The 22,084-nt window shown below is 44.9% G+C and carries 17 protein-coding genes and 1 pseudogene; 10 read left to right on the top strand and 8 right to left on the bottom strand.

The genetic code is table 11. The features are described 5' to 3' along the window. The first annotated feature begins 209 nt into the window (after positions 1-209). The 4 genes from ACED45_RS11620 to putP all read left to right on the top strand — a co-directional run bounded on the left by ACED45_RS11620 (position 210) and on the right by putP (position 6,744). Entirely contained in the window at positions 210-1,034 is an 825-nt protein-coding gene (locus tag ACED45_RS11620; protein WP_123305774.1) for an AraC family transcriptional regulator, read from the top strand. A gap of 182 nt (positions 1,035-1,216) precedes the next feature. After that, positions 1,217-4,354, top strand: coding sequence for a bifunctional proline dehydrogenase/L-glutamate gamma-semialdehyde dehydrogenase PutA (gene putA / locus ACED45_RS11615; RefSeq protein ID WP_371714091.1), 3,138 nt, complete (start codon positions 1,217-1,219; stop codon positions 4,352-4,354). 11 nt (positions 4,355-4,365) lie between these two features. Further along, positions 4,366-5,070 (top strand): 1-pyrroline-5-carboxylate dehydrogenase, encoded by a 705-nt coding sequence (locus ACED45_RS11610; RefSeq protein ID WP_146492687.1) that lies wholly within the window; start codon positions 4,366-4,368, stop codon positions 5,068-5,070. 183 nt (positions 5,071-5,253) lie between these two features. Continuing rightward, positions 5,254-6,744 (top strand): sodium/proline symporter PutP, encoded by a 1,491-nt coding sequence (putP, locus tag ACED45_RS11605; protein ID WP_371714114.1) that lies wholly within the window; start codon positions 5,254-5,256, stop codon positions 6,742-6,744. Between the two features lie 881 nt (positions 6,745-7,625). Here the strand turns inward: putP and ACED45_RS11600 are convergent. Continuing rightward, a complete protein-coding gene (locus ACED45_RS11600) occupies positions 7,626-7,796 on the bottom strand; it encodes a hypothetical protein (protein ID WP_017071239.1) in 171 nt (56 codons plus the stop codon). A gap of 279 nt (positions 7,797-8,075) precedes the next feature. On the opposite strand from ACED45_RS11600, the gene ACED45_RS11595 reads away from it, so the two are divergent. Next, positions 8,076-8,564: an Lrp/AsnC family transcriptional regulator gene (locus tag ACED45_RS11595; RefSeq protein ID WP_017075645.1), complete on the top strand. Its 489-nt coding sequence runs from the start codon at positions 8,076-8,078 to the stop codon at positions 8,562-8,564. Between the two features lie 111 nt (positions 8,565-8,675). Here ACED45_RS11595 and ACED45_RS11590 read toward each other — a convergent pair whose 3' ends face one another. Next, complete coding sequence (locus tag ACED45_RS11590; RefSeq protein WP_017065155.1) at positions 8,676-9,380, bottom strand: hypothetical protein; 705 nt, start codon at positions 9,378-9,380, stop codon at positions 8,676-8,678. A 286-nt stretch (positions 9,381-9,666) separates the two neighbouring features. Further along, the gene (locus ACED45_RS11585; RefSeq protein ID WP_371714090.1) at positions 9,667-11,517 is read right to left on the bottom strand and encodes an ABC transporter ATP-binding protein; all 1,851 of its coding nucleotides are present in this window, start codon (positions 11,515-11,517) and stop codon (positions 9,667-9,669) included. Between the two features lie 544 nt (positions 11,518-12,061). Here ACED45_RS11585 and ACED45_RS11580 point away from each other — a divergent pair. Continuing rightward, on the top strand, positions 12,062-13,036 hold the full coding sequence (locus ACED45_RS11580; protein ID WP_371714089.1) for an arginine deiminase-related protein: 975 nt from the start codon (positions 12,062-12,064) through the stop codon (positions 13,034-13,036). Positions 13,037-13,169: 133 nt separating this feature from the next. On the opposite strand, the gene ACED45_RS11575 is transcribed toward ACED45_RS11580, so the two are convergent. From ACED45_RS11575 to ACED45_RS11565, 3 genes are all read right to left on the bottom strand, one after another. Beyond that, positions 13,170-13,802 (bottom strand): esterase/lipase family protein, encoded by a 633-nt coding sequence (locus tag ACED45_RS11575; RefSeq protein ID WP_371714088.1) that lies wholly within the window; start codon positions 13,800-13,802, stop codon positions 13,170-13,172. 182 nt (positions 13,803-13,984) lie between these two features. After that, positions 13,985-15,607 (bottom strand): phosphoethanolamine transferase, encoded by a 1,623-nt coding sequence (locus ACED45_RS11570; protein ID WP_371714087.1) that lies wholly within the window; start codon positions 15,605-15,607, stop codon positions 13,985-13,987. Between the two features lie 226 nt (positions 15,608-15,833). Beyond that, on the bottom strand, positions 15,834-16,406 hold the full coding sequence (locus ACED45_RS11565; RefSeq protein WP_371714086.1) for a porin family protein: 573 nt from the start codon (positions 16,404-16,406) through the stop codon (positions 15,834-15,836). Positions 16,407-16,595: 189 nt separating this feature from the next. Between ACED45_RS11565 and ACED45_RS11560 the strand changes: the two genes are divergently transcribed. Further along, complete coding sequence (locus ACED45_RS11560) at positions 16,596-17,135, top strand: hydrolase (protein WP_371714085.1); 540 nt, start codon at positions 16,596-16,598, stop codon at positions 17,133-17,135. Here the strand turns inward: ACED45_RS11560 and ACED45_RS11555 are convergent. Beyond that, positions 17,132-17,995 (bottom strand): MurR/RpiR family transcriptional regulator, encoded by an 864-nt coding sequence (locus tag ACED45_RS11555; protein WP_333917686.1) that lies wholly within the window; start codon positions 17,993-17,995, stop codon positions 17,132-17,134. The two genes, ACED45_RS11560 and ACED45_RS11555, sit on opposite strands and share 4 nt — an antisense overlap. A 184-nt stretch (positions 17,996-18,179) precedes the next feature. Then, the gene (locus tag ACED45_RS11550; RefSeq protein WP_371714084.1) at positions 18,180-19,454 is read right to left on the bottom strand and encodes an amino acid deaminase; all 1,275 of its coding nucleotides are present in this window, start codon (positions 19,452-19,454) and stop codon (positions 18,180-18,182) included. A gap of 176 nt (positions 19,455-19,630) precedes the next feature. On the opposite strand from ACED45_RS11550, the gene ACED45_RS11545 reads away from it, so the two are divergent. The 3 genes and pseudogenes from ACED45_RS11545 to ACED45_RS11535 form a co-directional block, all read left to right on the top strand. Further along, positions 19,631-21,064, top strand: coding sequence for an N-acyl-D-amino-acid deacylase family protein (locus ACED45_RS11545; RefSeq protein WP_333917688.1), 1,434 nt, complete (start codon positions 19,631-19,633; stop codon positions 21,062-21,064). A 103-nt stretch (positions 21,065-21,167) separates the two neighbouring features. Continuing rightward, positions 21,168-21,560 (top strand): RidA family protein, encoded by a 393-nt coding sequence (locus ACED45_RS11540; RefSeq protein ID WP_102431864.1) that lies wholly within the window; start codon positions 21,168-21,170, stop codon positions 21,558-21,560. 206 nt (positions 21,561-21,766) lie between these two features. After that, positions 21,767-22,033, top strand: a pseudogene (locus ACED45_RS11535) (sodium:solute symporter family protein); the annotation flags it as partial. Positions 22,034-22,084: the final 51 nt, after the last annotated feature.

Below are 22,084 nucleotides of genomic sequence, written 5' to 3'. Positions count from 1 at the left end.
TGAAGTCCCTAAACTCGTCGGAACGATTGGTTTTACAATGCCCGTAGTTTGTACACTCTTGATCATCTTTCCGGAGGCATGATCAAGAGGATCGCAGTGATGATCTTTTCTTTGAGGTCAGGAAATGACTCTCATGATCATTTACAAATTCATCTTGTGCAGATTTCAGAGTATTATTCTTACTATGTTGACTTGAGTATTTTGCTGTCATGCCAAAACCTTTACCCTTTCCAAACCTAGACTTGTCTCCGCTAGGCCTTACTGGCCCTCGTCCCGCAGAGATCATTACTTTGCCATCGCATATGGATTGCCACGAGCACCATTATTCTCAGGTGGTGATCGGTCTAAAAGGTCAGGCGGAATTTGAAGTCAGTGGTAAGGGCAATCTTGTCGGTCCCGGCCAAGGATGTGTGGTGACAGCAAGCTCTGATCATGCTTTCGGTGGTGTGGTCGGTCAGTCGGATATCCTAGTGCTCAACATGCCTGTGCCAAGTGACGACGACCCTCTGATGTTAGAGAAGATTAATCAGCTCGAGTCTTCTAACGTCTACTTCCAATTAGACGCGCAAATTCAAAAGCTTATCCATATGTTGGTGCAAGAGATGCAGGCAAGCCCTGATGATCTGCTATTAAGCCGTGCCTGTAATGATACGGTGATTGCACTGATGCAAAGACACATCTCGGCGTTTGAAACCTCAATCAAAGATTCGCGTTTCGATCTTGAAGCTCTGGATCGCTACATTGAGCAACACCTCGCGAATAAGATCTCGGTTGCCCAGCTGGCAGGCAGTGTGTTTTTGGGTGAAAGCCAGTTTCATATGTTGTTCAAAGAGCAGATGGGTATTACCCCTCACCAGTATGTATTAGGTAAGCGTATCGACCGCTCTCGCCGCTTGATCGAACAAGGTAATCTGAGCCTTGGTCAGGTTGCAGAACTTGCTGGTTTCTCCGGTCAATCCTCCTTTACTCACACCTTTTCACGTCTTCAAGGCATGTCACCATCCCAATACAAAAAGAAAATTTCTGTTAAATAGTGAAACAAAACGGCATATTATTTTAAAGTTTCATATGTGACGTTGTGTTTGTTTTGTTAATAAAGCGAGTTTTTAGCAAAAAACTCGGAGTTTTTGACAAGTAATCCTTATATACTCTAAATACACTGCAGCCATTGTAGAGATCCCCGGGCTAATTCCGGGTGTGAGATTAAGGAAAACGCATGTTTACAGCTACCGATGTGTTAAAGCCAGAATTCAATGAGCAGTCGCTTGCTGATCTATGGTCGCTTATCTCACCATTATATATGGTGGATGAAACCCAATGGCTAGAGCAACTTCTGCCACTAGCTACCCCTTCTGAGTCTGAAAAGCAGCAAATCACAGAGAAAACGACATCATTGATCGAGGCTATCCGTGCGGATAAGACTTCTATCCAGATGATCGATGCACTGTTGCTTGAATACAGCTTAGATACTCAAGAGGGCATCTTGCTGATGTGTCTGGCGGAAGCCTTGATGCGTATTCCTGATTCAGCAACAGCTGATGCACTGATTCGCGACAAACTGAGCGTTGCGGACTGGAAGTCTCACCTTAAGAATTCTGATTCGGTGTTTGTGAACGCATCCACTTGGGGCCTAATGTTAACGGGCAAGGTGGTTGGACTTTCATCTAAAGAGCAGAGTGCAGGTCAAGCGGTTAACCGTTTAGTGAACAAGCTTTCTGAGCCTGTGATTCGTAAAGCGATGCACCAAGCGATGAAGGTGATGGGTCACCAATTCGTTCTTGGTCGCAGCATTGCTGAAGCGCAGAAGAACGGTAAGTCTATGCGTGACAAAGGTTTTACCTACTCATACGACATGCTAGGTGAAGCGGCACTGACTACAGCTGACGCAAACAAATACTTCAAAGATTACCTAATGGCGATTGAAGCTGTAGGTCGAGACACGTATGTCTCTTCAAAATCGAGCCCTGCGCCATCGGTATCTATCAAGCTTTCTGCGCTTCACCCACGTTATGAAGTGGCGAACGAAGACCGCGTACTGACTGAACTTTGCGACACGCTAGAGCAGCTATTGCGCCGTGCAGTAGAGCTCGATGTTGCAATTACGATTGATGCGGAAGAAGCGGATCGCCTAGAGCTTTCTCTTAAATTATTCGAAAAACTGTACCGCACTGATCTTGTAAAAGGTTGGGGTAAATTTGGTCTGGTTATTCAAGCTTACTCAAAGCGTGCACTTCCGGTTCTAGTATGGCTAAACCGCCTAGCGAAAGAGCAGGGTGATTTGATCCCGCTTCGCTTAGTTAAAGGTGCTTACTGGGACAGCGAAATCAAATGGTCGCAACAAGCTGGCTTTACTGATTACCCAGTTTACACACGTAAAGAAGCGACAGACGTAGCTTACCTTGCATGTGCGCGTTACCTATTGAGCCCAAGCGTTCGTGGCAATATCTTCCCGCAGTTTGCGAGCCACAATGCTCATACGGTTTCTGCTATTGCAGTGATGACCGATCATAAAGACTTTGAATTCCAACGCTTACACGGCATGGGTGATTCACTTTATAACAATGCAATGGAAGCTTACCAACAGTCGGTACGTATCTACGCGCCAGTTGGTAGCCATAAAGATCTACTGCCATACCTAGTACGTCGTCTGCTAGAGAACGGTGCAAACAGCTCGTTTGTACACCGATTGGTTGATGCTCGCTGCCCAGTGGCAGAGCTGACTCAACACCCAGTCGATATGCTTCTTGCGTTCGATACGCTGAACAACACTAAGATTCCTCTGCCGCCAGCGGTATTCCCTGAGCGTAAGAACTCTTACGGTGTGAACATTGATATCGAAAGTGAAGCTCATCAATTCGAAGAGCAGGTTAAGTCTTTCCTTAACAATCAATGGACTGCTGGACCTGTGATCAACGGTGAATCTTTTGCCGAAAGCATGATCAAGGCTGATCAGAACGTTGAACAAGTCACGGCACCTTACGATCGTCGTATTAATGTCGGTCAGGTGGCTTTCGCTAACCTTGATCATGTTTCCGCAGCGATCACTGGTGCAGACGCAGCATTTGCTGATTGGAATGCAACTTCGGTTGAAACTAAGGCCGCTGCGCTTGAGAAGCTGGCTGATCTGATGGAAGAGAACCTAGCTGAGCTGGTGGCAATTTGTCATCAAGAAGCGGGTAAGACTATTCACGACAGTATTGATGAAGTGCGTGAAGCGGTCGACTTCTGTCGTTACTACGCAAAGCAAGCTGATAATCTGCAAGGTTTCGAACTAAAAGGTTTTGATGGCCAAACACGAATCGCCTCTCGACAAGGTCGTGGTGTGTTCGTTTGTATCAGCCCTTGGAACTTCCCATTGGCGATCTTCCTTGGCCAAATTACAGCTGCACTAGTCGCGGGTAACACGGTTGTGGCGAAACCTGCTGAGCAAACAAGCTTGATTGCAGCTCGCGCGGTTGAACTGATGAATGAAGCAGGCTTCCCTGCTGGCACGATTCAGTTACTACCAGGTCGCGGTGCTGAGATCGGCAGTGCACTAACCAGCCATGATGCGATTGCGGGCGTTGCCTTTACGGGCTCAACACCAACGGCACAACGTATCAACGTGTCACTGGCAAGTCGCAATGCTAAACCGGTTCCGTTTATCGCGGAAACGGGTGGTCAGAACGCAATGATCGTCGACAGTACCGCACTGCCTGAACAGGTGGTTCGTGATGTGATTCGTTCTGCGTTTGCTTCTGCAGGCCAACGTTGTTCTGCACTGCGTGTGCTTTACATCCAAGAAGACATTGCAGACCGCGTGGTTGGATTGATTCACGGTGCAATGGACGAACTGAGTGTTGGTATCCCGCATCTTCATAAAACGGATGTTGGCCCTGTTATCGACCAAAATGCGAAACAGAAGTTGTTGGCTCACTTAGAAAACATGACCAATACCCAGAAGAAGGTGGCTCAACTTTCTCTAGGTACGGATTGTGAACATGGTGACTTTGTCCCACCAAGTGCGTTTGAAATTGATGACATCAGTTGTTTGAAAGAAGAACAGTTTGGCCCTGTGCTGCACATTGTTCGTTTCAAAGCGAGTGAACTGGCGCAAGTGGTTGATCAAATTAACCAAACTGGTTTTGGTTTAACCATGGGTATCCACAGCCGTAACGAAACAACTTACCGTTGGATCGAAAAACACGTTCGTGTGGGTAACTGCTACATCAACCGTGACCAAGTGGGCGCTGTTGTTGGGGTTCAACCATTTGGTGGTCAAGGCTTGTCGGGTACTGGCCCTAAAGCGGGTGGTCCTCACTACCTATATCGCTTTACTGATGTTCATTTCTCTCAATTACAAGACAAGGCATAAGGAGCAGTATCATGGTTCATCAAGTGACAGGTTTTTCTGATGCTTTGTTAGCGTGGGAACAATGGAATCTTACCGACTTTGATCATAAGAGTGCTCAGGTACTTTCATTCAAATCAGAGATCGAAAGTCAATCTGCGCCTTTGGCGGCAGTGGCAACTTATCATTTAGAGCAAGCGTCTGCGCTGCTTTCTGAGCATCACCTCATGGCGGGTCCTACGGGTGAAACCAATGAGTTGTACGCTGCCGGCCGCGGTGTGGCTTTGGTAATTGTTGATGATTGCGAACAGAAAGTGTCGGCACTGCAAACCGCAACAGCGATGATTACTGCAGCACTATTGGCAGGTAACAGCGTTCAATTGTGCAGTGATGACGTACAGTTCAACACCTTAATTGCTGATGCCGCGAAACAAGCGAATTTGCCAACTAACTTAGTACAGGTTGCCTCGTATGACGCTGCTCAACAGCTGCTGTCTTGCGATGTACGAAGTGCAGGTTATGTGGGTAATTCACAAACGGCACAAGCTATCAATTTGCAGCTTGCTAAGCGTGACGGTGCAATCGTCGGTTTAGTCGCTGAAACGGATCTGACGGCAATGAATGTTGCTAATGATCCACACCTATCGCTGCGCTTCATTACCGAACGCACGCGAACTATAAATATAACAGCCGTGGGCGGTAACGCGACCTTGCTCGAACTTGGAAGCGAAGCTCACTAACCTTCAGTAACATTGGCTCTAAGCACTTTTGTTTTCTCCATTGTTGGTTTCACCATCTTTGGATTTAACTCATAGTGCCTTGGAGCCTCAATACCTAACTCAATGCACTCGCTTGCCTTTACGGTGAGTGTCTTGCATTGAATTAGGCATGGAAGGCTTTTTACAAATGAGGACTATCAAATGATAGAAAACAGTTTTGCAATAACGACGACGTTCATTGCGTATCTAATTATGATGCTGGCAATCGGTGTTATTGCTTACAAACGTACTTCTAGCTCGACAGACTACTTCCTAGGTGGTCGTTCGCTAGGCCCATGGCCTGCTGCACTTTCTGCTGGTGCATCAGACATGAGTGGTTGGCTACTACTTGGTCTACCGGGTTACGCTTATGCTGCTGGTTTTGAAGCATTCTGGCTTGCTGGTGGCCTGCTAGTTGGTACTTGGGCGAACTGGTTAATCAGTGCTAAGCGTCTGCGTACTTACAGCATTACAACAGAGTCACTGACGCTACCTGAGTTCCTATCTCGTCGTTTCAATGATAATTCTAAGCTGATCCAAACAATTTCTGCTTTCTTTATCCTTTTATTCTTCCTTTTCTACACAAGTTCTGGCTTGGTAGCAGGTGGTAAATTGTTTGAAACAGTATTCGGCCTAGATTACACAACAGCGGTAATCATCGGTACAGTATGTGTGGTTTCTTACACGCTATTTGGTGGTTTCCTTGCGGTATCTTGGACGGATTTGGTTCAAGGTCTGCTGATGTCTGCTGCGCTATTGATTGTACCAATCGCAGCGATGAACGGTGGTCTTGGTCAGCTATCGACTGATCTTCACAACATCAACCCAGAGCTTCTCACGCTATGGAATGATGTGAAAGGTGAGCCACTTTCTGCTATCGCGATCATCTCGCTAGCGGCATGGGGTCTAGGTTACTTCGGTCAGCCACATATCCTTGCTCGTTTCAAAGCAACACGTAGCAATAAAGACCTAACAACAGCGCGTCGTATCGCGGTGGTATGGACTGCACTGTCTATGATTGGTGCAATGCTGGTGGGTCTTGTTGGTCTAATCTACGTGACGAACTCTGGCGCACCTAAGCTAGACGATGGCGAGAAGATCTTCATGCTTCTTGTGAACGCGATGTTCCACCCAGTAATCGCAGGTATCCTACTTGCTGCAATCCTAGCGGCAATCATGAGTACTGCGGATTCACAACTTCTTGTTTCTTCATCTGCAATGGCAGAAGACTTGTACAAGCAAGTGCTTAAGAAAGATGCGACGTCTGAAGAGATCGTTCGTGTAGGCCGCTTCGCGGTTATCCTAATCTCTCTGATTGCTCTTGTGTTAGCGATGACGCCAGACAGTTCAGTACTTGGCCTTGTATCTTACGCATGGGCTGGTTTTGGTGCTGCATTTGGTCCAGCTATCGTATTGAGCCTGTACTGGTCTCGTATGAACCGTAACGGCGCTCTAGCGGGTATCGTGGTTGGTGGTGTTACGATTGTTCTTTGGAAGCAGTTCACGGGCGGTTGGTTCGATGTGTACGAGATCGTACCGGGAATCATCCTATCAACGATTTCTATCGTTGTGGTTAGCTTGATTACTGGCGAGCCAGAAGATGAAGTTAAGAAGCAACATGCTGAGTTCGAGAAGAACCTAGTTGAGCTAGACTAATTTACATTGTAAAGCAGATGTAAATTAGCTAAGAACATTGGCAACAACCAATTGATAAAAACAATAGAGTCACTTCGGTGGCTCTATTTTTTTGACCATTTCCTAATGCTTTCGACCTCGTGCTGGTCTATCTTCAATGACTCCAAACTCTTTTGATGGGCACTTGGCTCCATCATCTCAAACAGCTTGTGTCAGTTGTACATGTCTCTTCATTGCCCCCGCAATTCTCCATGACGTGACCCTAGTGTTCCTTATCAATATTGGTGTTTATTGCTTCGTGCTCGATCAATATGTTTTTTGTGATCATTAAAAGCTGAGTTTTTTATGTGGGTGCGACTTTTGTCTTATTTCAAATTCGGGTGAAGTACTGCCGTTATCGGGTTTTACAATGTAAATCGAAACCGAGTGATTAAAGGGGGGGGGGGATAAATAGAAGAAGGATCTTGATGACGCTTGATATCAAAAAACAAAGGGGAAATTGGCTGTTTTTTGAACTTAGCGCTCACTTTTGTCATTAGCTCGGTGAATTGTTGAACTGAATTGGACATGATGTGTCAATTGTCAGTAACCACTAAAGACCTATAGGACAAAGGTATGCCTGATCTCTATTGCAAAGGATGTAAAAAAACAACACTACATAAGTCTATAATGAAACGTTGTGAATCAGAGCCCGAGACAGCTTCTGGCCGTATGATGCAATGGACGTCAAAACTATTTAGTGGAAACCTGTACTACGATATGGAAACTCAGCACTTCTGCCGCACGTGCAATTGTCGTTGCGAAACTGGAAGTGCTGTTCCCCAAGTTGGCCTAGCCTAACTCATAGTAAGTGCTTACTAACTTGATTCAAAAAACCTCCGTGCTAGGAGGTTTTTGTGTTTCTAAGCAGCCTTGAGTGCAAGCTCAGCTTCAATGGCATTGCCATCAATCTTCACTTCCCATCCATAGTTTGAGTATTCACTTGCTAGTGCTTGAGCAACATCTTTTGATACCGTTACGTGTGTCCATGAACCAATACCGTAAGGTTTATATGCGAGTTCTTGCGTTTTCATAATAGAGTCATCCTTTCTCTTTGATAATTCTATTATTCACATTGACCTATGTCCTTTCTTTCGTTTCTGGCTCAACTTGTTTGTTAATCGGGTCATTTCTATAATAATTTGTTAATAATTAGAGTTTGATTTATAAGAGTTGCTATCGTTGTTTGTTGATTTATATTTAGCGTGAATAGGAATGGTACGTTTAGTTTTCTAAATGTGTGAGCGAAGTTTTCTTCGATTGCTCTTGGTATGGAATATACTGAGCGGAACTTAGAATGTTTAAGGAATGTTATGTCTCAGCATCAACTCGATCGTATCGATAAAGAGATACTAAGAATTCTGCATATGAAAGGGCGTTTGCCTGTCGTTGAGTTGGCAAAGCAGGTCAACTTAACGACTTCACCTTGCTCTGATAGATTGAAGCGATTGGAGAAGGAGGGCTACATCACGGGCTATCATGCTGAGCTTTGTTCAGAAAAGTTGGGACTCGATGTTCAAGTCTTTATCCATATCCGTCTCGACCAGACTAGCTTTTCGATCTTCGACAAATTTGCTCAAGCGGTTGAATTGATGCCTGAGGTGGAAGAGTGTTACTCACTGTCGGGTGACTTTGACACCATGATCAAGGTTCGAGTGAAAGACATGAAGGCGTACCAAGCGTTTATGGCAACAAAGTTAGGTACCTTGCCTGGTGTCATTCAAACACGCAGTGAAGTCGTGATTGAAGAGCATAAAAAGGGTTTCGGTGTGAATCCTGAGTTGTTGGCAACTCTAAAATAGTGGTCTGCTTTCGCCTTACCAAGGTTATTTAGATATAAAAAATGGAAGCCAAAATAAGCTTCCATTTTTGTTGAATGTTAGAGAAAGAGCAACCCGATAGACTTGTCCGGTTTACAACGTAATTGCCGCCGAAATTAAGCCAATCACACCACCGAATACACCCCCCCAAACGACCAGCCAGCCAAGGTGTTTCTTGATCATTGTTTGAACCATCTCTTTAACTAGTTTAGGTGTTAGCTCATTCAAGCGCTGATCAATGATAGCCTCAATGTTCTCTTTGATTTCATCCATCATCGCAGGTGATTCTAGCTCATCTTTGATGGCATTTTTTACGGAATCACTCTTGCTGATTTCAATCACAGATTCCTGCATCTTCTCCACAAATGGCGCTTTCATAGGCTCTAGTGCTTCTGTGCCACCAAACATTGCCAACATGCCACCAAACTGTGAATTCTCGATAACGTGTACTAGCGAGTCGAATGCTGGATTAAAGTCGATCTTCTGAATTACAGGCTCTAGATTGAGCGACTTTCCTGTCATCTCGCTGCTCAGGAAGCGGTCGATGTTACTTTCAGTAAAGAACTGTTCCATCATCAGTTGCTTGATGGCAGCCTTGAACTCTTCAAACCGTGCTGGAATAACGCCAGAACCGTATAGACCGGGTACTTTCTCGAACAACATGTGAATCGCAAGCCAGTTGGTGATGGCACCAGAAAATGCGAATAGACCTGCGTAAAGCAAGTATTGGTTTGCTGTCGCATAGCCGCCAGCAAGCAGTGCTAACGCAATAACGTTAGTTAAGACACTTTTGTTCATGGTTGATCTCTAGAAAGAATATTGCGCGCATTTTAAGAAAAAAACGCCAAGAAAAAAACAAAAGGATCGATGAAGTTTATTGGACAGGTAGTAAAGAGGGCCAAATAATAGGCATAAAAAAGGCTAGCCTCCCCCCGAAGTCTAGCCTTATTCCAGAACGCGCAAGCGAGGCGTCTTTGGTATTAATGTCATTATATAATTACGACATAACATTCTGCCACGTGTAATTTACCGCTAATTAACAAATTGGTGTGAATCACGCCGCACTTTTAAAATAGCACAAAAATCAAGCGTTCGTAGCTTGCTCAAGATCATCTGCAATGAAGCCGCCTGTTTGGTGATTCCATAGCTGCGCATAGATGCCATTTTGATTAATTAGTTCTTGGTGCGTACCTTCTTCGACGATATTGCCTGCATCAAGCACGATCAGGCGGTCCATCGCAGCAATAGTCGACAGACGGTGTGCAATCGCGATTACCGTTTTGCCTTCCATTAGCTCAATCAAGCTCTCTTGAATGGCTGCTTCTACCTCAGAATCGAGTGCAGAAGTTGCTTCATCGAGAACAAGTAACGGAGCATTTTTCAGAAGAACACGTGAGATAGCGACGCGTTGACGCTGACCACCCGAAAGCTTAACGCCACGTTCACCTACTTGAGCATCATAGCCCACGTTGCCAAATGGGTCGGTAAGCGTTTCGATAAACTCATGCGCGTGCGCTTGTTTGGTAGCTGCGTAAACTTCTTCATCTGATGCTTCAGGTCGACCGTAAAGAATGTTGTCTTTGATCGAACGGTGCAACAGTGAAGTATCTTGGGTCACCATACCGATGTTGCTGCGCAGCGAATCTTGCGTCACTGTTGAGATCTCTTGACCGTCAATCAGGATGCGACCACTCTCTACATCGTGGAACCGCAGCAGTAAGTTAACTAGGGTAGACTTACCTGCACCTGAACGGCCCACTAAGCCTACCTTTTCACCCGGTTTGATGTTGAGGTTTAGGTTGTTAATCACCCCCTTATTCTCACCGTAGTTAAAGCTCACGTTGTCGAAATGAATGCCACCTTGTGGAACATCCAAAGGCTTTGCGTCTTTCTTGTCTTCGATAGCGATGGGCTTAGACAGGGTTTTGATACCATCAATCACGGTACCTAGGTTTTCAAAAAGACCACCGATTTCCCACATGATCCATTTCGACATGCCGTTAATACGTAGAGCTAAACTGACCGCAATCGCGATTGCACCCACGGTGATCGCGTTATCTAACCATAGGTAGATAGAGATACCCGCAATGCTGAACACCAACAGATAGTTAGCGAATTCAACGCAGATGTTGAAGCCGGTTACTAAGCGCATTTGGCGATGGACAGTATCTAAGAAGCCTTCCATACCTTCTTCGGCGTATTCGGTTTCTCTCTTGCTGTGTGAGAACAGTTTCACAGTTGCGATGTTGGTGTAGCTATCAACAATACGACCCGTCATCAGAGAACGAGCATCCGCTTGCTCGGAAGAAACGTCTTTTAGCTTTGGCACGAAGTGCAGTTGGATACCGATGTAAATGAATAGCCAAATCAGCATCGGAGCCATTAAGCGCCAATCTGATTCTGCAAGCATGAACAGCATTGCGGTGAAGTAAACTGTCACATAGACAAACACATCGACCATCTTGGTTACGGTTTCACGTACCGCGAGCGAGGTTTGCATCACTTTGGTAGCGACACGTCCGGCGAAGTCATCTTGATAGAAGGACAGGCTTTGCTTCAAAAGGTAACGGTGCGCTAACCAACGAATCGACATTGGGTAGTTGCCTAGCAAAGTTTGGTGAAGCAAAAGCGAGTAAACACTGATCAAGATTGGCATCACAACTAACAACAGAACACCAAGTCCCATTAATGTGGATTGGTTATCAGCTAAGAAGGTTTCTGGGTTGCTGGTTGACAGCCAATCAACCAGTTGACCCATGTAACCGAACAGCGCGACTTCGATGATCGCGATGGTCATGCTCATTAGGCCGAGCAAGATTAACGGCTTTTCAAAACCACGAGTGTAATGGCGGCAAAATGCCAGTATTCCAGTAGGAGGTTGTATCGGCTCTCCCTTTGGAAAGGCTTCAGTAAAGCCTTCAAATTTTTTGTACATAGATTTCCCTTTATAAACGAATGCATCGATTAGCAACTGCATCGTCTGTGTAGCTTTGTTTTTATAGGTTTGATCTGAAATTTTACAGTCTTAGTTTGAAATTATATAAGTGCCAATTCGTTCTTATAAGCATTAAGTCATTCGATGGATTTTGGTTTAAGCGATGCCGCAGGAAAGGTCCAAAGAGTGTCATTCATGACGCGTATTTTAGAGTGAATCGGACAGGAAAAGTTAAGCTTATTTCAAACGTAATTGATTGTTATGCAACGGTGATAATCCTAACGCTAAATGGATTAAATTGTAACCTAAACCCGCAGCAAGCTAGAGAATGAAGTTCGGATATTTATTCAACAAATTCTGTATCTAATATGCAAACAGTTGGTTCTTTCTGATGTGCTGTTATCTTGCAGTGAAATTTACCGAATAAACTGAGTTTTGCAGTAATTGTTTGGGATAAATATTCAAATCATTATTCTTTTCAGTGAATCTTATCGTAACAAGTTGTTTACAATTCTGAGGTAAATAAAAGATAGGGACGGTTGAAATGTTAAACCTACATAAAAAATCACTGCATATTACTAATGTTCAAAACGCCAATTGCGTTGTTATGGTGCCGCCAAAAGAGTTTAAATTTAACGAAGAAACAGCAAGTGATAACGAGTTTCAGCACAGAGTCGATCTGACTGAAGCTGAGGTAAAGTTAGAAACGATGGCCGAATTTAAGGCGATGGTCGCTTCGCTACGTAAAGAAGGTGTGCAAGTTGTGGAGTTTGATTACCCTGAATTAGGTGTCGAAACCCCTGATGCCGTATTCCCAAATAACTGGTTCAGTACTTGTAGTGATGGAAGCTTATTTACGTTCCCTATGGCGTGTGAAAACCGTCAAAATGAAGTTAAGCCAAGTGCCCTTATTGAAGCACTTGAAGCGTCTGGTCGCATTGTTAACCACAGTGAGTCCCTAGAATCTTACATCGCTCAAGGTTCTTACTTAGAGAGCACGGGTGTGATGGTGATCGATCATATCAATAAGACCATCTACGCGGCGCTTTCTCAGCGTTGTGATCGTGAAGTGTTAGAAGACTATGCGAAGCGTATTGGTTATTCACGCGTGGTTTCCTTCCAAACAGCATTACCGTCGGGTCAGCCGATTTACCACACCAATGTGATGATGGCGATTGGTGATAACTTCTGCGTGATTTGTGATGAAGTGATTCCAGAATTTGAGCGCCGCTTTGTGGTGAAATCACTTGCTAAAGACAAGCAGGTTATCTCTATCTCGATCGATCAGATGAACCGATTCTGCGGCAACATTCTGCAACTGGAAACAGTGAATGGCGATAAGGTAATCGCGATGTCTCAATCGGCTTACGATGCGTTTTCTCCCGCTCAGTTAGCTCAGCTTTCTACACACGGCAAGTTGCTACCATTTAACGTGAAAACGATTGAAGACATTGGCGGTGGTTCGGTGCGATGCATGTTGGGTGAGGTGTTTTTACCAACGCGAGTGAATCGTCTGTAACAAGCACTCACTTCAGTAATGAATCTTTGAATACCACTCTTATCTCTGAGTGGTATTTTTGTTTTTATCCATCACAAATAAGACAACAAGAGCTCGATATAGGAGTCAACGCGCAAAAGCTAACGAAAATAAGCTATGAAGCATCCTTAAAAGCTCTGTGTTCGATGAACTGAGCTGACATTGTCACGACTTCCTTGGAGTAGACAAGCGCCGTGTGGTTGAGTTTGAGGGCGTAAGTATCCGTTGCTCCTCTTAGGTTGGCGTCTTCGAGTGTGACTGTGCCATCACCCGGATTTCTTCCCAGAACAATACGTCCGACTCCGGCGTCGTAGGTACCTGTAATCACGCCAATCGGCACATCAATATCGTAGTCACCCAAGCCATCGCTTAAGATCATTTTGCTCGAACCAAATATAAATCCGAGGCCATGATTCGACAGCGTTTTAGCGATAGTCGCGCCATTGTGTGGAGTCCCCGCGGTAATGATGCAGGTGTCGGCAAAGTCGGGTTGGTAGAACTTAAAGTAGTGGCGAATCAGCAAGCCACCGAGCGAGTGACCAAAGAAGTAGACCTCATCGTGTTCATCAAAACGTGCATTCACGAAGCGGTTGAGGCGTTTAGCAGCAGAAGGGAAACGCAGCGAGTTGTAAGCGAACTTGTGCGTTGTAAAGCCACGTTTTTTGAAATTTCTATCCAGATATTGCATGATCAACGCAGGCATATACAGACCATGAATTAACACTATGTGTTTGTTTTTATTATTCATTATTGCCCTCCGTCGGATGATGTTTCCAGTATATGGAGTCGCAATTCTAAACTCAACAAAACTTGCTGCGAATGGGATGTAACAGACAGAGATATTTTCAATAAAAACGACAGTTTTGGCTAGAAAAAGGGGCTCATAAATGAGCCCCATTGGTTGGAATATGTATGAGTCACTCTTTCAAGCTAGCGGCAGGAAGCGAAGATATCTTGGTTCTCTCGGTATTCTTTGGTTTGCACGTCCATCAAGCCGAGCAAAGAGTCGAACAGGTTGTCTTGCGAGAAACTCTGCTCTTTGCCTGCCTTTCTCAAGCAGGTTTGGTTTATTCCTTTCTGTTCTGCAAAGCCATCAGACATCCACATGATCATAGGAACGTGGGTTTGCTCTTTCGGTGCCAATGAATAAGGCATGCCGTGCAAGTAGACGCCGTTTTCCCCTAAAGATTCACCGTGGTCGGAAATGTACATCAGCGCAACGTTGTACTTATCGGTGAGTTTCTCTAGCTTCTGAATCGCCTGTGAGAGAAAGAAATCTGTGTACAAAATCGTGTTGTCGTAGGTGTTAACCACTTGCTCTTTGGTGCAGTTTTCAATATCTGCACGAGCGCAGTCTGGCGTAAATTTCTTATGTTCGTCAGGGTAGCGTTCAAAATACGTTGGGCCGTGAGAACCCGAAATGTGATAGAAAATGATACTATCTTGCTTAAGATCTTGAGTATCTTGTTCGAAATTCTCTAGCATGGCTGTGTCGTAGCACACATCTTTATTACACAAAGGATCGCTATCTTTGGCGACGAGAGTCATCTCTTTGATTCGATGTGCGACCGCCTTGTCTCCACCATCGTGCTCTCTCCAAATTGAGTGAATGCCCGCGCGGTTCATAATGTCGACTACGTTATCTTGGTTGTAGGCTTTGTCGCGATCGTAGTTGCTGCGATTCATGTTCGAGAACATGCACGGTACAGAAACCGCGGTGGCTGTTCCGCACGACTGAACATCAGAGAAAAATATCGGGTTGTAAGGCTTGGTATGAGCGTTGGTTTCTCTCTCATAGCCATAATACTGGTAGTTATACACGCGAGCAGTCTCGCCAAGTACAAACACCAATAAGGTCGGCTTGCTTGCCGTTTTTGCTTGTGGTTTGAGTTGAGCATCTAAGCCCAGTTCTTGATATGGGATGGGCTGTTTGATGTAGGTGTTATTGATGTATTTCACCGTTGATGCCACATACTCAGTCGGAATGATCATCTTTTTGATGTGCGAGTTATTGCGGCCAAACGAGACGTAATCTTTGTAAAACAGTCCTGCAATAATCGCGATGACAATCAATGAAGAGAGCAATCCAATCGACTTCCAGACAAAGAAATCTTTCCATGACTCTCGCTTAAGCTTGGTAAAGAGTAGCAGCAGTGACGGGACAATCCCCATCGCAAATAACCACAAGATGGAGTGGGTACTTACATAGCTTGCTGCTTCGCCACTATTGGTTTCGAAGACGTTCTCTATCATCCCATAGTCTACATAAATGCCGTAATTGAACATGCTGTAGCTGACGAGTGTTGAGGTGATCAGCAAGAAGATAAAAAATGGCTTGGAGAATATCGGCCAGTTGAAGACTTGGAAGATAAAATTGAAGGCAGCAAGGAAGAAGATAGGGATGGATATAAGAAACGCAACGCTTTCAGACTTGGATGCCTGAACAATACTAAACAGCTCTTGGGTGAGAGGTAGGTTGATTACAAGCAGGTAATACACGGCCAACACAAAAGGCAGCTTGTTTATCGACATGTTTAAGCTTGGTAGATTCATAGGTCTTATTTTCCTGCGTCTCTTATCCCTTTATTTTAGTCTGGCTACCAAGAAAGCTCTAATATCAACGCATAAAGCTCAGATAGGCGGCGATAAACCGACTAAAGTGAAATGACGCGATAGGTGTGTAGAAACAAAAAATTCACTTTACTGAGTGACCTTCATGACAAGGTGGAACAGCAAAGTGAATTATTTATGTTAGGGTGTTCTACGTAGGCTCGCTACATTAGAAGTTGTAAGAACCACCTAGGCTAACACTGCTGAATGCCAGTGTCTTATCTTCGGTTTTGAATGGACCGTAGTAGTTTTCTACGCTCACAGCATCAGCTTGTGAAATTAGGCGAAGTGTTAGGTTTTCGATTGGCGTGTATTCAACACCCAGACCAAAGTGGAAACCTGTACCGCTGTCATCAGCGTAACCAGCACTCTTATTTGCGTTTAGGTCAACAGAGCTAAGACCAGCCAATACGAACGGACGAATTGTGTTGTCGAACGTGTAACCTAGGTTTGCAGATACAGAAACAGACGTCGGAGACATTTTTTCTGCACCTTTTTTGTAGTCAGCGTAATCGTTGTAGCCAAGTTCAACACCAACAATACGATTGAACTGGTAGCCACCATATAGGTTGTAACCCATGCCGTCTGAGTCTAGGTTGCCTTGACCGTCTGTATCAGAATCTTGGTACACACCAAGGCCACCACCGATGTACGTACCGCCGTTAGTGCCTGCTGCTAATGCTGGAAGAGAAACCGCGCCGATTAAGCCCAGTGCTAATGCTGATTTCGCGAATTTGTTCATTGTTCTTACTCACTCTTTAATGTCATGCAGTATCAATTATTTTTGTTTTCGGCCTTTCGACCGTTGGTGAGTATTATTCCGTAGTCTTATACGTATTACTGTATGGCTTTGTAAGCTAAATCGTTACATAGTAGAAAACATACTCATCAGATTGCTTAGTAAGTTAGGCTGCTAAAACAAGGAATACACATGCTAATGAGACAAAAGACAGGCTTGGTGGTTGTGGACGTTCAGGGCAAGCTCGCACGCCTTGTTGATGAGAGTGAGACACTTATTTCTAACTGTGGGAAGTTAATTCAAGGAGCGCAGGCTTTGGATCTGCCAATTATTAGTTTGGAACAGAATCCCGAGAAGCTAGGTGCTACAGTCGATGAACTGAATGACCTGTTGAGTGATGCTAAGCCGATACCTAAATTCACGTTCAACGCGTGTGACGAACCTAAATTTGTTGAGGCGGTGCAAGCCAAGGACGTGGATACTTGGTTAGTGTGTGGTATCGAGGCTCATATTTGTGTTTATCAAACCGCATTGGGTTTATTGGATCTCGGGTACAAGGTTCAAGTAGTTGGTGATTGCATTAGTTCACGAACCGCACTGAATAAGAAATTGGCCATCAGCCGATTGCGGGACGCTGGTGTCCAAATCACAGGATTGGAAATGAGCTTATACGAATTGGTGAAAGATTGCCGCGCACCAGCATTTAAGCTCATTCTGTCCTTGATTCGTTAGTCACCGAGAGGTTGTCGGTCGCCGCCACCTCGGTAGGAGTCTAAAGCAACCTTCAAGCGGCGCAGTTTATCGCGCGAGCGGTTCTTGTGATTGACTGCCATGCCCATTGAAAGTACATCCACTAACGCTAGCATTGCGTAGCGAGACGCCGATGGTTTGTAGATGAAATCAGTTTCCATGTGCTTAATTGGCAGAACAATATTGGCAATCTTTGCCAGTGGCGTGTCTTGCGGAGTAATCGCGATGATCTTAAGCCCGTATTGCTTCGCTAGTTCGGCGGTTTCGGTGATAACTGGCGTAAAGCCGGTGGCGGAAATCATCACCATCACATCATTAGCATCGGCTGTTGCGGCAACCATGCGTGACATTAAGCCATCGTTGTACGACACCACAGGATAGCCTAAACGAAACAGTCGGTGTTGCAGCTCTTGAGAGGCTATAGTTGAGCCGCCACCCATGCCGATTGCAATGATCTGCCTGGCGTTATGCAGCCAGTTTACTGCAGTTTCAACATCTTGCTCTTTGAATAGAGTACGGTTGATATCTAGGCTCTGCTTGATTGACTCGTAGATACCTTGATAGCCAGTTTGGTTAACCGGTTCGAGAATAAAGCGCTGGCCAACCGTTAGGGTTTGAGCAAGCTTGATCTTCATATCACGTACGTTGTTACAGCCGATCGCCTTAGCAAAACGGGTTATCGTGGCTTCACTGACCTGAGCTCCTTCAGCAAGCTCTGTGATACTGGCATTGGCAGCAAAATCAATGTCGTCCATGATCAGCTTGGCGACTTTTTTCTCTGCATCACGAAGAGCGGGAAAACGCTCGGTTATCTGTGAAATGATATCTACTTCTAAACTCAAGAATCCTGATCCTTTGTTGATGGGGCTAATCGTATTGCTTAGTTTTTAAGAACCTAGTTCGAAAGAACCTCTCTCGTAACAACCAAGCTTTTTAGCCATTTAGTGCTAATCCATTTAAAACTAAGCCTTAGCCCCGTTAGTATATCTGATTGCTTCGCTGATTCTAGCTTATTGAAAAATCGAACTAGAAGCAGGTTTCTACCCAGTGGCTTACCTGATAATCGTCATCGCTGATGGCAATGTAGCGCCATTTGTCGAAGGTTAAACATGGGTGTGAGGTAGAAAACGCAATCATGTCGCCCACTTCAATCTCAGCAGAACCATCAGTTTCAACAAAAGTATGCTGATCCATTACCGCGGTAGCAGTCAGACCTTTCACAGAGATAGCTTCGCCATTGCGATAGCCGCGCTCGGCAATAGGCAAACCCGCATCGAAGGCCACATCACGCTTACCTAGCCCGATCACCAGTTTGGTTGGCTCCGGACGAGAGATAACATACGCCCACACTTCAAGTGCCGATTCTAAATCTCCCCCCAACTCACACGCGTAACCTTGGTTTACTTGCGCACGTTGCAATACCTTGCTTTGGGCATCTAGGTAGATCCCAGTATCGTGAATGGCATAGCAGCCTGGGCGGATAATCGCTAAATAATCCGTTAGGTTCGCCAAGCATTCTGCCACCACGTCATACCAAGCCGAGCCTGCGCCCGTAATGATAGGTTGACCGGTCATTAAGCCGTCTGATGCAAGGCTTTCGACCGAAGTGAGCGCTTGGTTTAAGAAGGTACGAATGTCTTGCTCGGCATTGTCGCCATGAATCACACCCTCGTATACCTCAATACCCGCTAGCGAAAGCGCAGGCATATCTTGGATAATTTGCGCCAGCTCTAGAACTTCTTGAGGTGAACGACAACCACAACGGCCACCCGGAACACCAAACTCGATTAGAACTTTTAGCGTCTGCTTTTTGTTGGCGAAATATTGGTTGAGTTGCTGCACGTTTACTGACGAATCCACGCAGCAATAGAAATCAACGTCGAACTCATTAATAAGCTGTTCGATGATCGCCATGTTGGTTTTACCTACCAATTGGTTAGCCATGATGATTCTTTTTGCGCCTGCCATTGCTGCAATTTCTGCCTGTGCAGGTGTCGCAACCGTAATTCCCCAAGCGCCATTTTCTAGCTGTTGACGGAAGAAGCCAGGTGTCATCGATGTTTTGCCGTGTGGCGACAATTTAACCTGGTGATGATCGGCGAATGATTGCATCCAATTCAGGTTATTGGTCAACGCTGATTGTTTGATAATTGCTACCGGAAGCGAAATATCTTCATCAACCAGTCGATAAACACCGTTCTCAGATTGTGATACTGCTCTCCCTTTTTGGCCTTTTTCAGTCAAGATGAAACTATCTTTTTGATACTTTATAACATCTTTTTGCGCAGGGTTATGTTTCATTGCTGATTCCTAACATGATTTAAGTGGTTGTTATTTAATGTTTAAATATATCAGTAGTGTGCTTTGTGATGGAAACTATCACACAAATTAAAATATTATGTGTGTTTTGTCACTGAAAATAATCGGCTGGATTTCTAATATAGCTCCATCAACAGAGTGGATTGAGAGAGTGAGAAATGTTGTTCGATACGATAATTAAAAATGTAGAGGTGTTTGATGGCACCGGCGAACAATCGTTTTGTGCCGATGTAGCAATCCGAGATGGAAAAATCGCTGAAATTGGCAAAATCGATCATGAAGATTGTAGCCAGTTGGTTGAGGGAGCAGGCTTAGCATTGGCTCCTGGATTCATCGATGTACACACACATGACGATACCAATGTAATTCGTTACCCAGACTGCCTACCAAAGATCAGCCAAGGTGTGACGACCGTGATTGTTGGCAACTGTGGCATCAGCGCATCGCCAACGGTTTTGGCGGGCGATCCACCTGACCCAATGAATCTATTAGGCGCGCAGGCTGATTTCAAATACCCAACCTTTGCCGCGTATGCACAAGCCGTAGAGCAAGCGCAACCAGCGGTGAACGTAGCAGCGTTAGTTGGCCACACCACACTGCGTAACCAAGTGATGGACGATCTACAGCGCACCGCAAGCGAAGAAGAAATTGCAGCCATGCAAACCAACCTTGATTTAGCGATGGATCAGGGTGCACTGGGTTTGAGTTCAGGTTTGGCTTACGCAAGCGCGAAACAAGCGAACGCCAATGAAGTGATGCAGTTAGCGAAAGTGCTGTCTAGTCATGGCGGTATCTATACCACGCATATGCGTACTGAATTCGAAGAGATCTTAAGCGCGATGGAAGAAGCGTTTGAGACCGGGCAATACGCGAAAGTACCCGTTGTTATCTCTCACCTTAAATGTGCAGGTGCAGGCAACTGGGGCAGAACTGTTGAAGTGCTTGATTTGATGGACAAGGTTTCAGAGCACCAAGATGTGTCTTGCGACTGCTACCCATACTCAGCCAGCTCTTCGACATTAGATCTGAAACAGGTTACAGACGATTTCGACATCTTCATCACTTGGTCTAAAGCAAAGCCTGAACATGCAGGCAAAACGCTTAAGCAGATTGCTGATGAGATGAACCTACCACTGATGGACGCAGCAAAAGCGCTTCAACCAGCCGGTGCGGTTTACCACTGCATGGATGAGAACGACGTAAAGCGCGTATTGAAATACAAGCTGACCATGGTTGGTTCTGATGGTTTACCAAATGACCCGCATCCACACCCAAGGTTGTGGGGCACCTTCCCGAAAGTGTTGGGTCACTACTGCCGAGATGAAAAACTGTTCGCGCTGCCAGAAGCGATTCACAAAATGACCGGAATGTCTGCGAAGCGCTACAACCTCGCGGGAAGAGGTGAGATTCGCCAAGACGCATTTGCTGATTTAGTTTTATTTGATCCAAAGAGTATTAAAGACACAGCAACATTTGAAAATCCTATTTCAGTTGCTGAGGGAATAGAAAGTGTATTTGTAAATGGTGAGTTAACTTACCAAAAAGGAAAAGTAAAAAATAATCGTTCAGGCGTTTTTATTTACCGTAATTAGAATTTAATTATTTCATTAAATATACAGTAGTAATAAAACGACGAATTAATTTAAATATATTGGAAAAGAACCAATATTATCTATAAAGAAGTGGAGTTAAAAAATGACTATTAAACGTTACGGTGTTGAAGGCGGTACAGGTACAGGCGGACAACATTTACCATTTGCACGCGCAACTGAAGCGGGTGGTTTCCTATACGTTTCTGGCCAGACACCGATGACAGATGGTGAAGTGGTAGAGGGTGGCATTGTAGACCAGTCTCGCCTAGCGATCCAAAACTGTGTCGATATCATGACTGAAGCGGGCTACGCCCTAGAAGACGTAATGCACGTAAAGGTTGTGCTAACGGATTCTCGTTACTTCCAATCTTTTAATAAGGTATTCAAAGAGTTCTTTGGTGCTAACCCACCGGCTCGTATCTGCATGGTTTGCGACCTAGTTGTAGACGTGAAGGTTGAAGTAGATGTGACTTGCTACCGCGCTGATCGCGTTTAGTAATAACCTAATCACAATTACCTACTTAGAGAGTATTAGGGGTTAGTCTTCCCTGTTATTATCCTTTAATACTCTCACCCTACATTTATAAAAATTACTTTAATTAAAATAGATAGAATCAATAAAGTAATTATATGAAATATAAAAATGAATGAATCATAAATAAAGTTCAAGAATGAACTCAATATTTCACTGAGAGGTGTCAAATGAACAGCACACTTTTTCTTACAGGCTTCGGCGTGTACGTATGTTTTTTAATTTGGTTAGGCTGGTTTGTCTCGCGTAATCAAAAATCTGGCGAAGATTTCTTATTAGGCGGCCGTGGCCTGCCACTGTTTTTAGTACTTGGTACAACTGTTGCGACTATGGTCGGCACGGGTTCAAGTATGGGCGCGGTTGGCTTCGGCTACGCAAATGGCTGGGCAGGTGCTCTGTACGGCATTGGTGGCGCTATAGGCATCCTATTGCTAGCAGGGCGCGAGCATACTTTGATGAATTTATAATCCAAAGAACACTCGGGCTCG

Origin of the sequence: Vibrio crassostreae (assembly GCF_041439375.1) — a bacterium.
GTDB lineage: Bacteria > Pseudomonadota > Gammaproteobacteria > Enterobacterales > Vibrionaceae > Vibrio > Vibrio crassostreae_D.
This window is presented reverse-complemented; position numbering and strand designations above follow the sequence as displayed.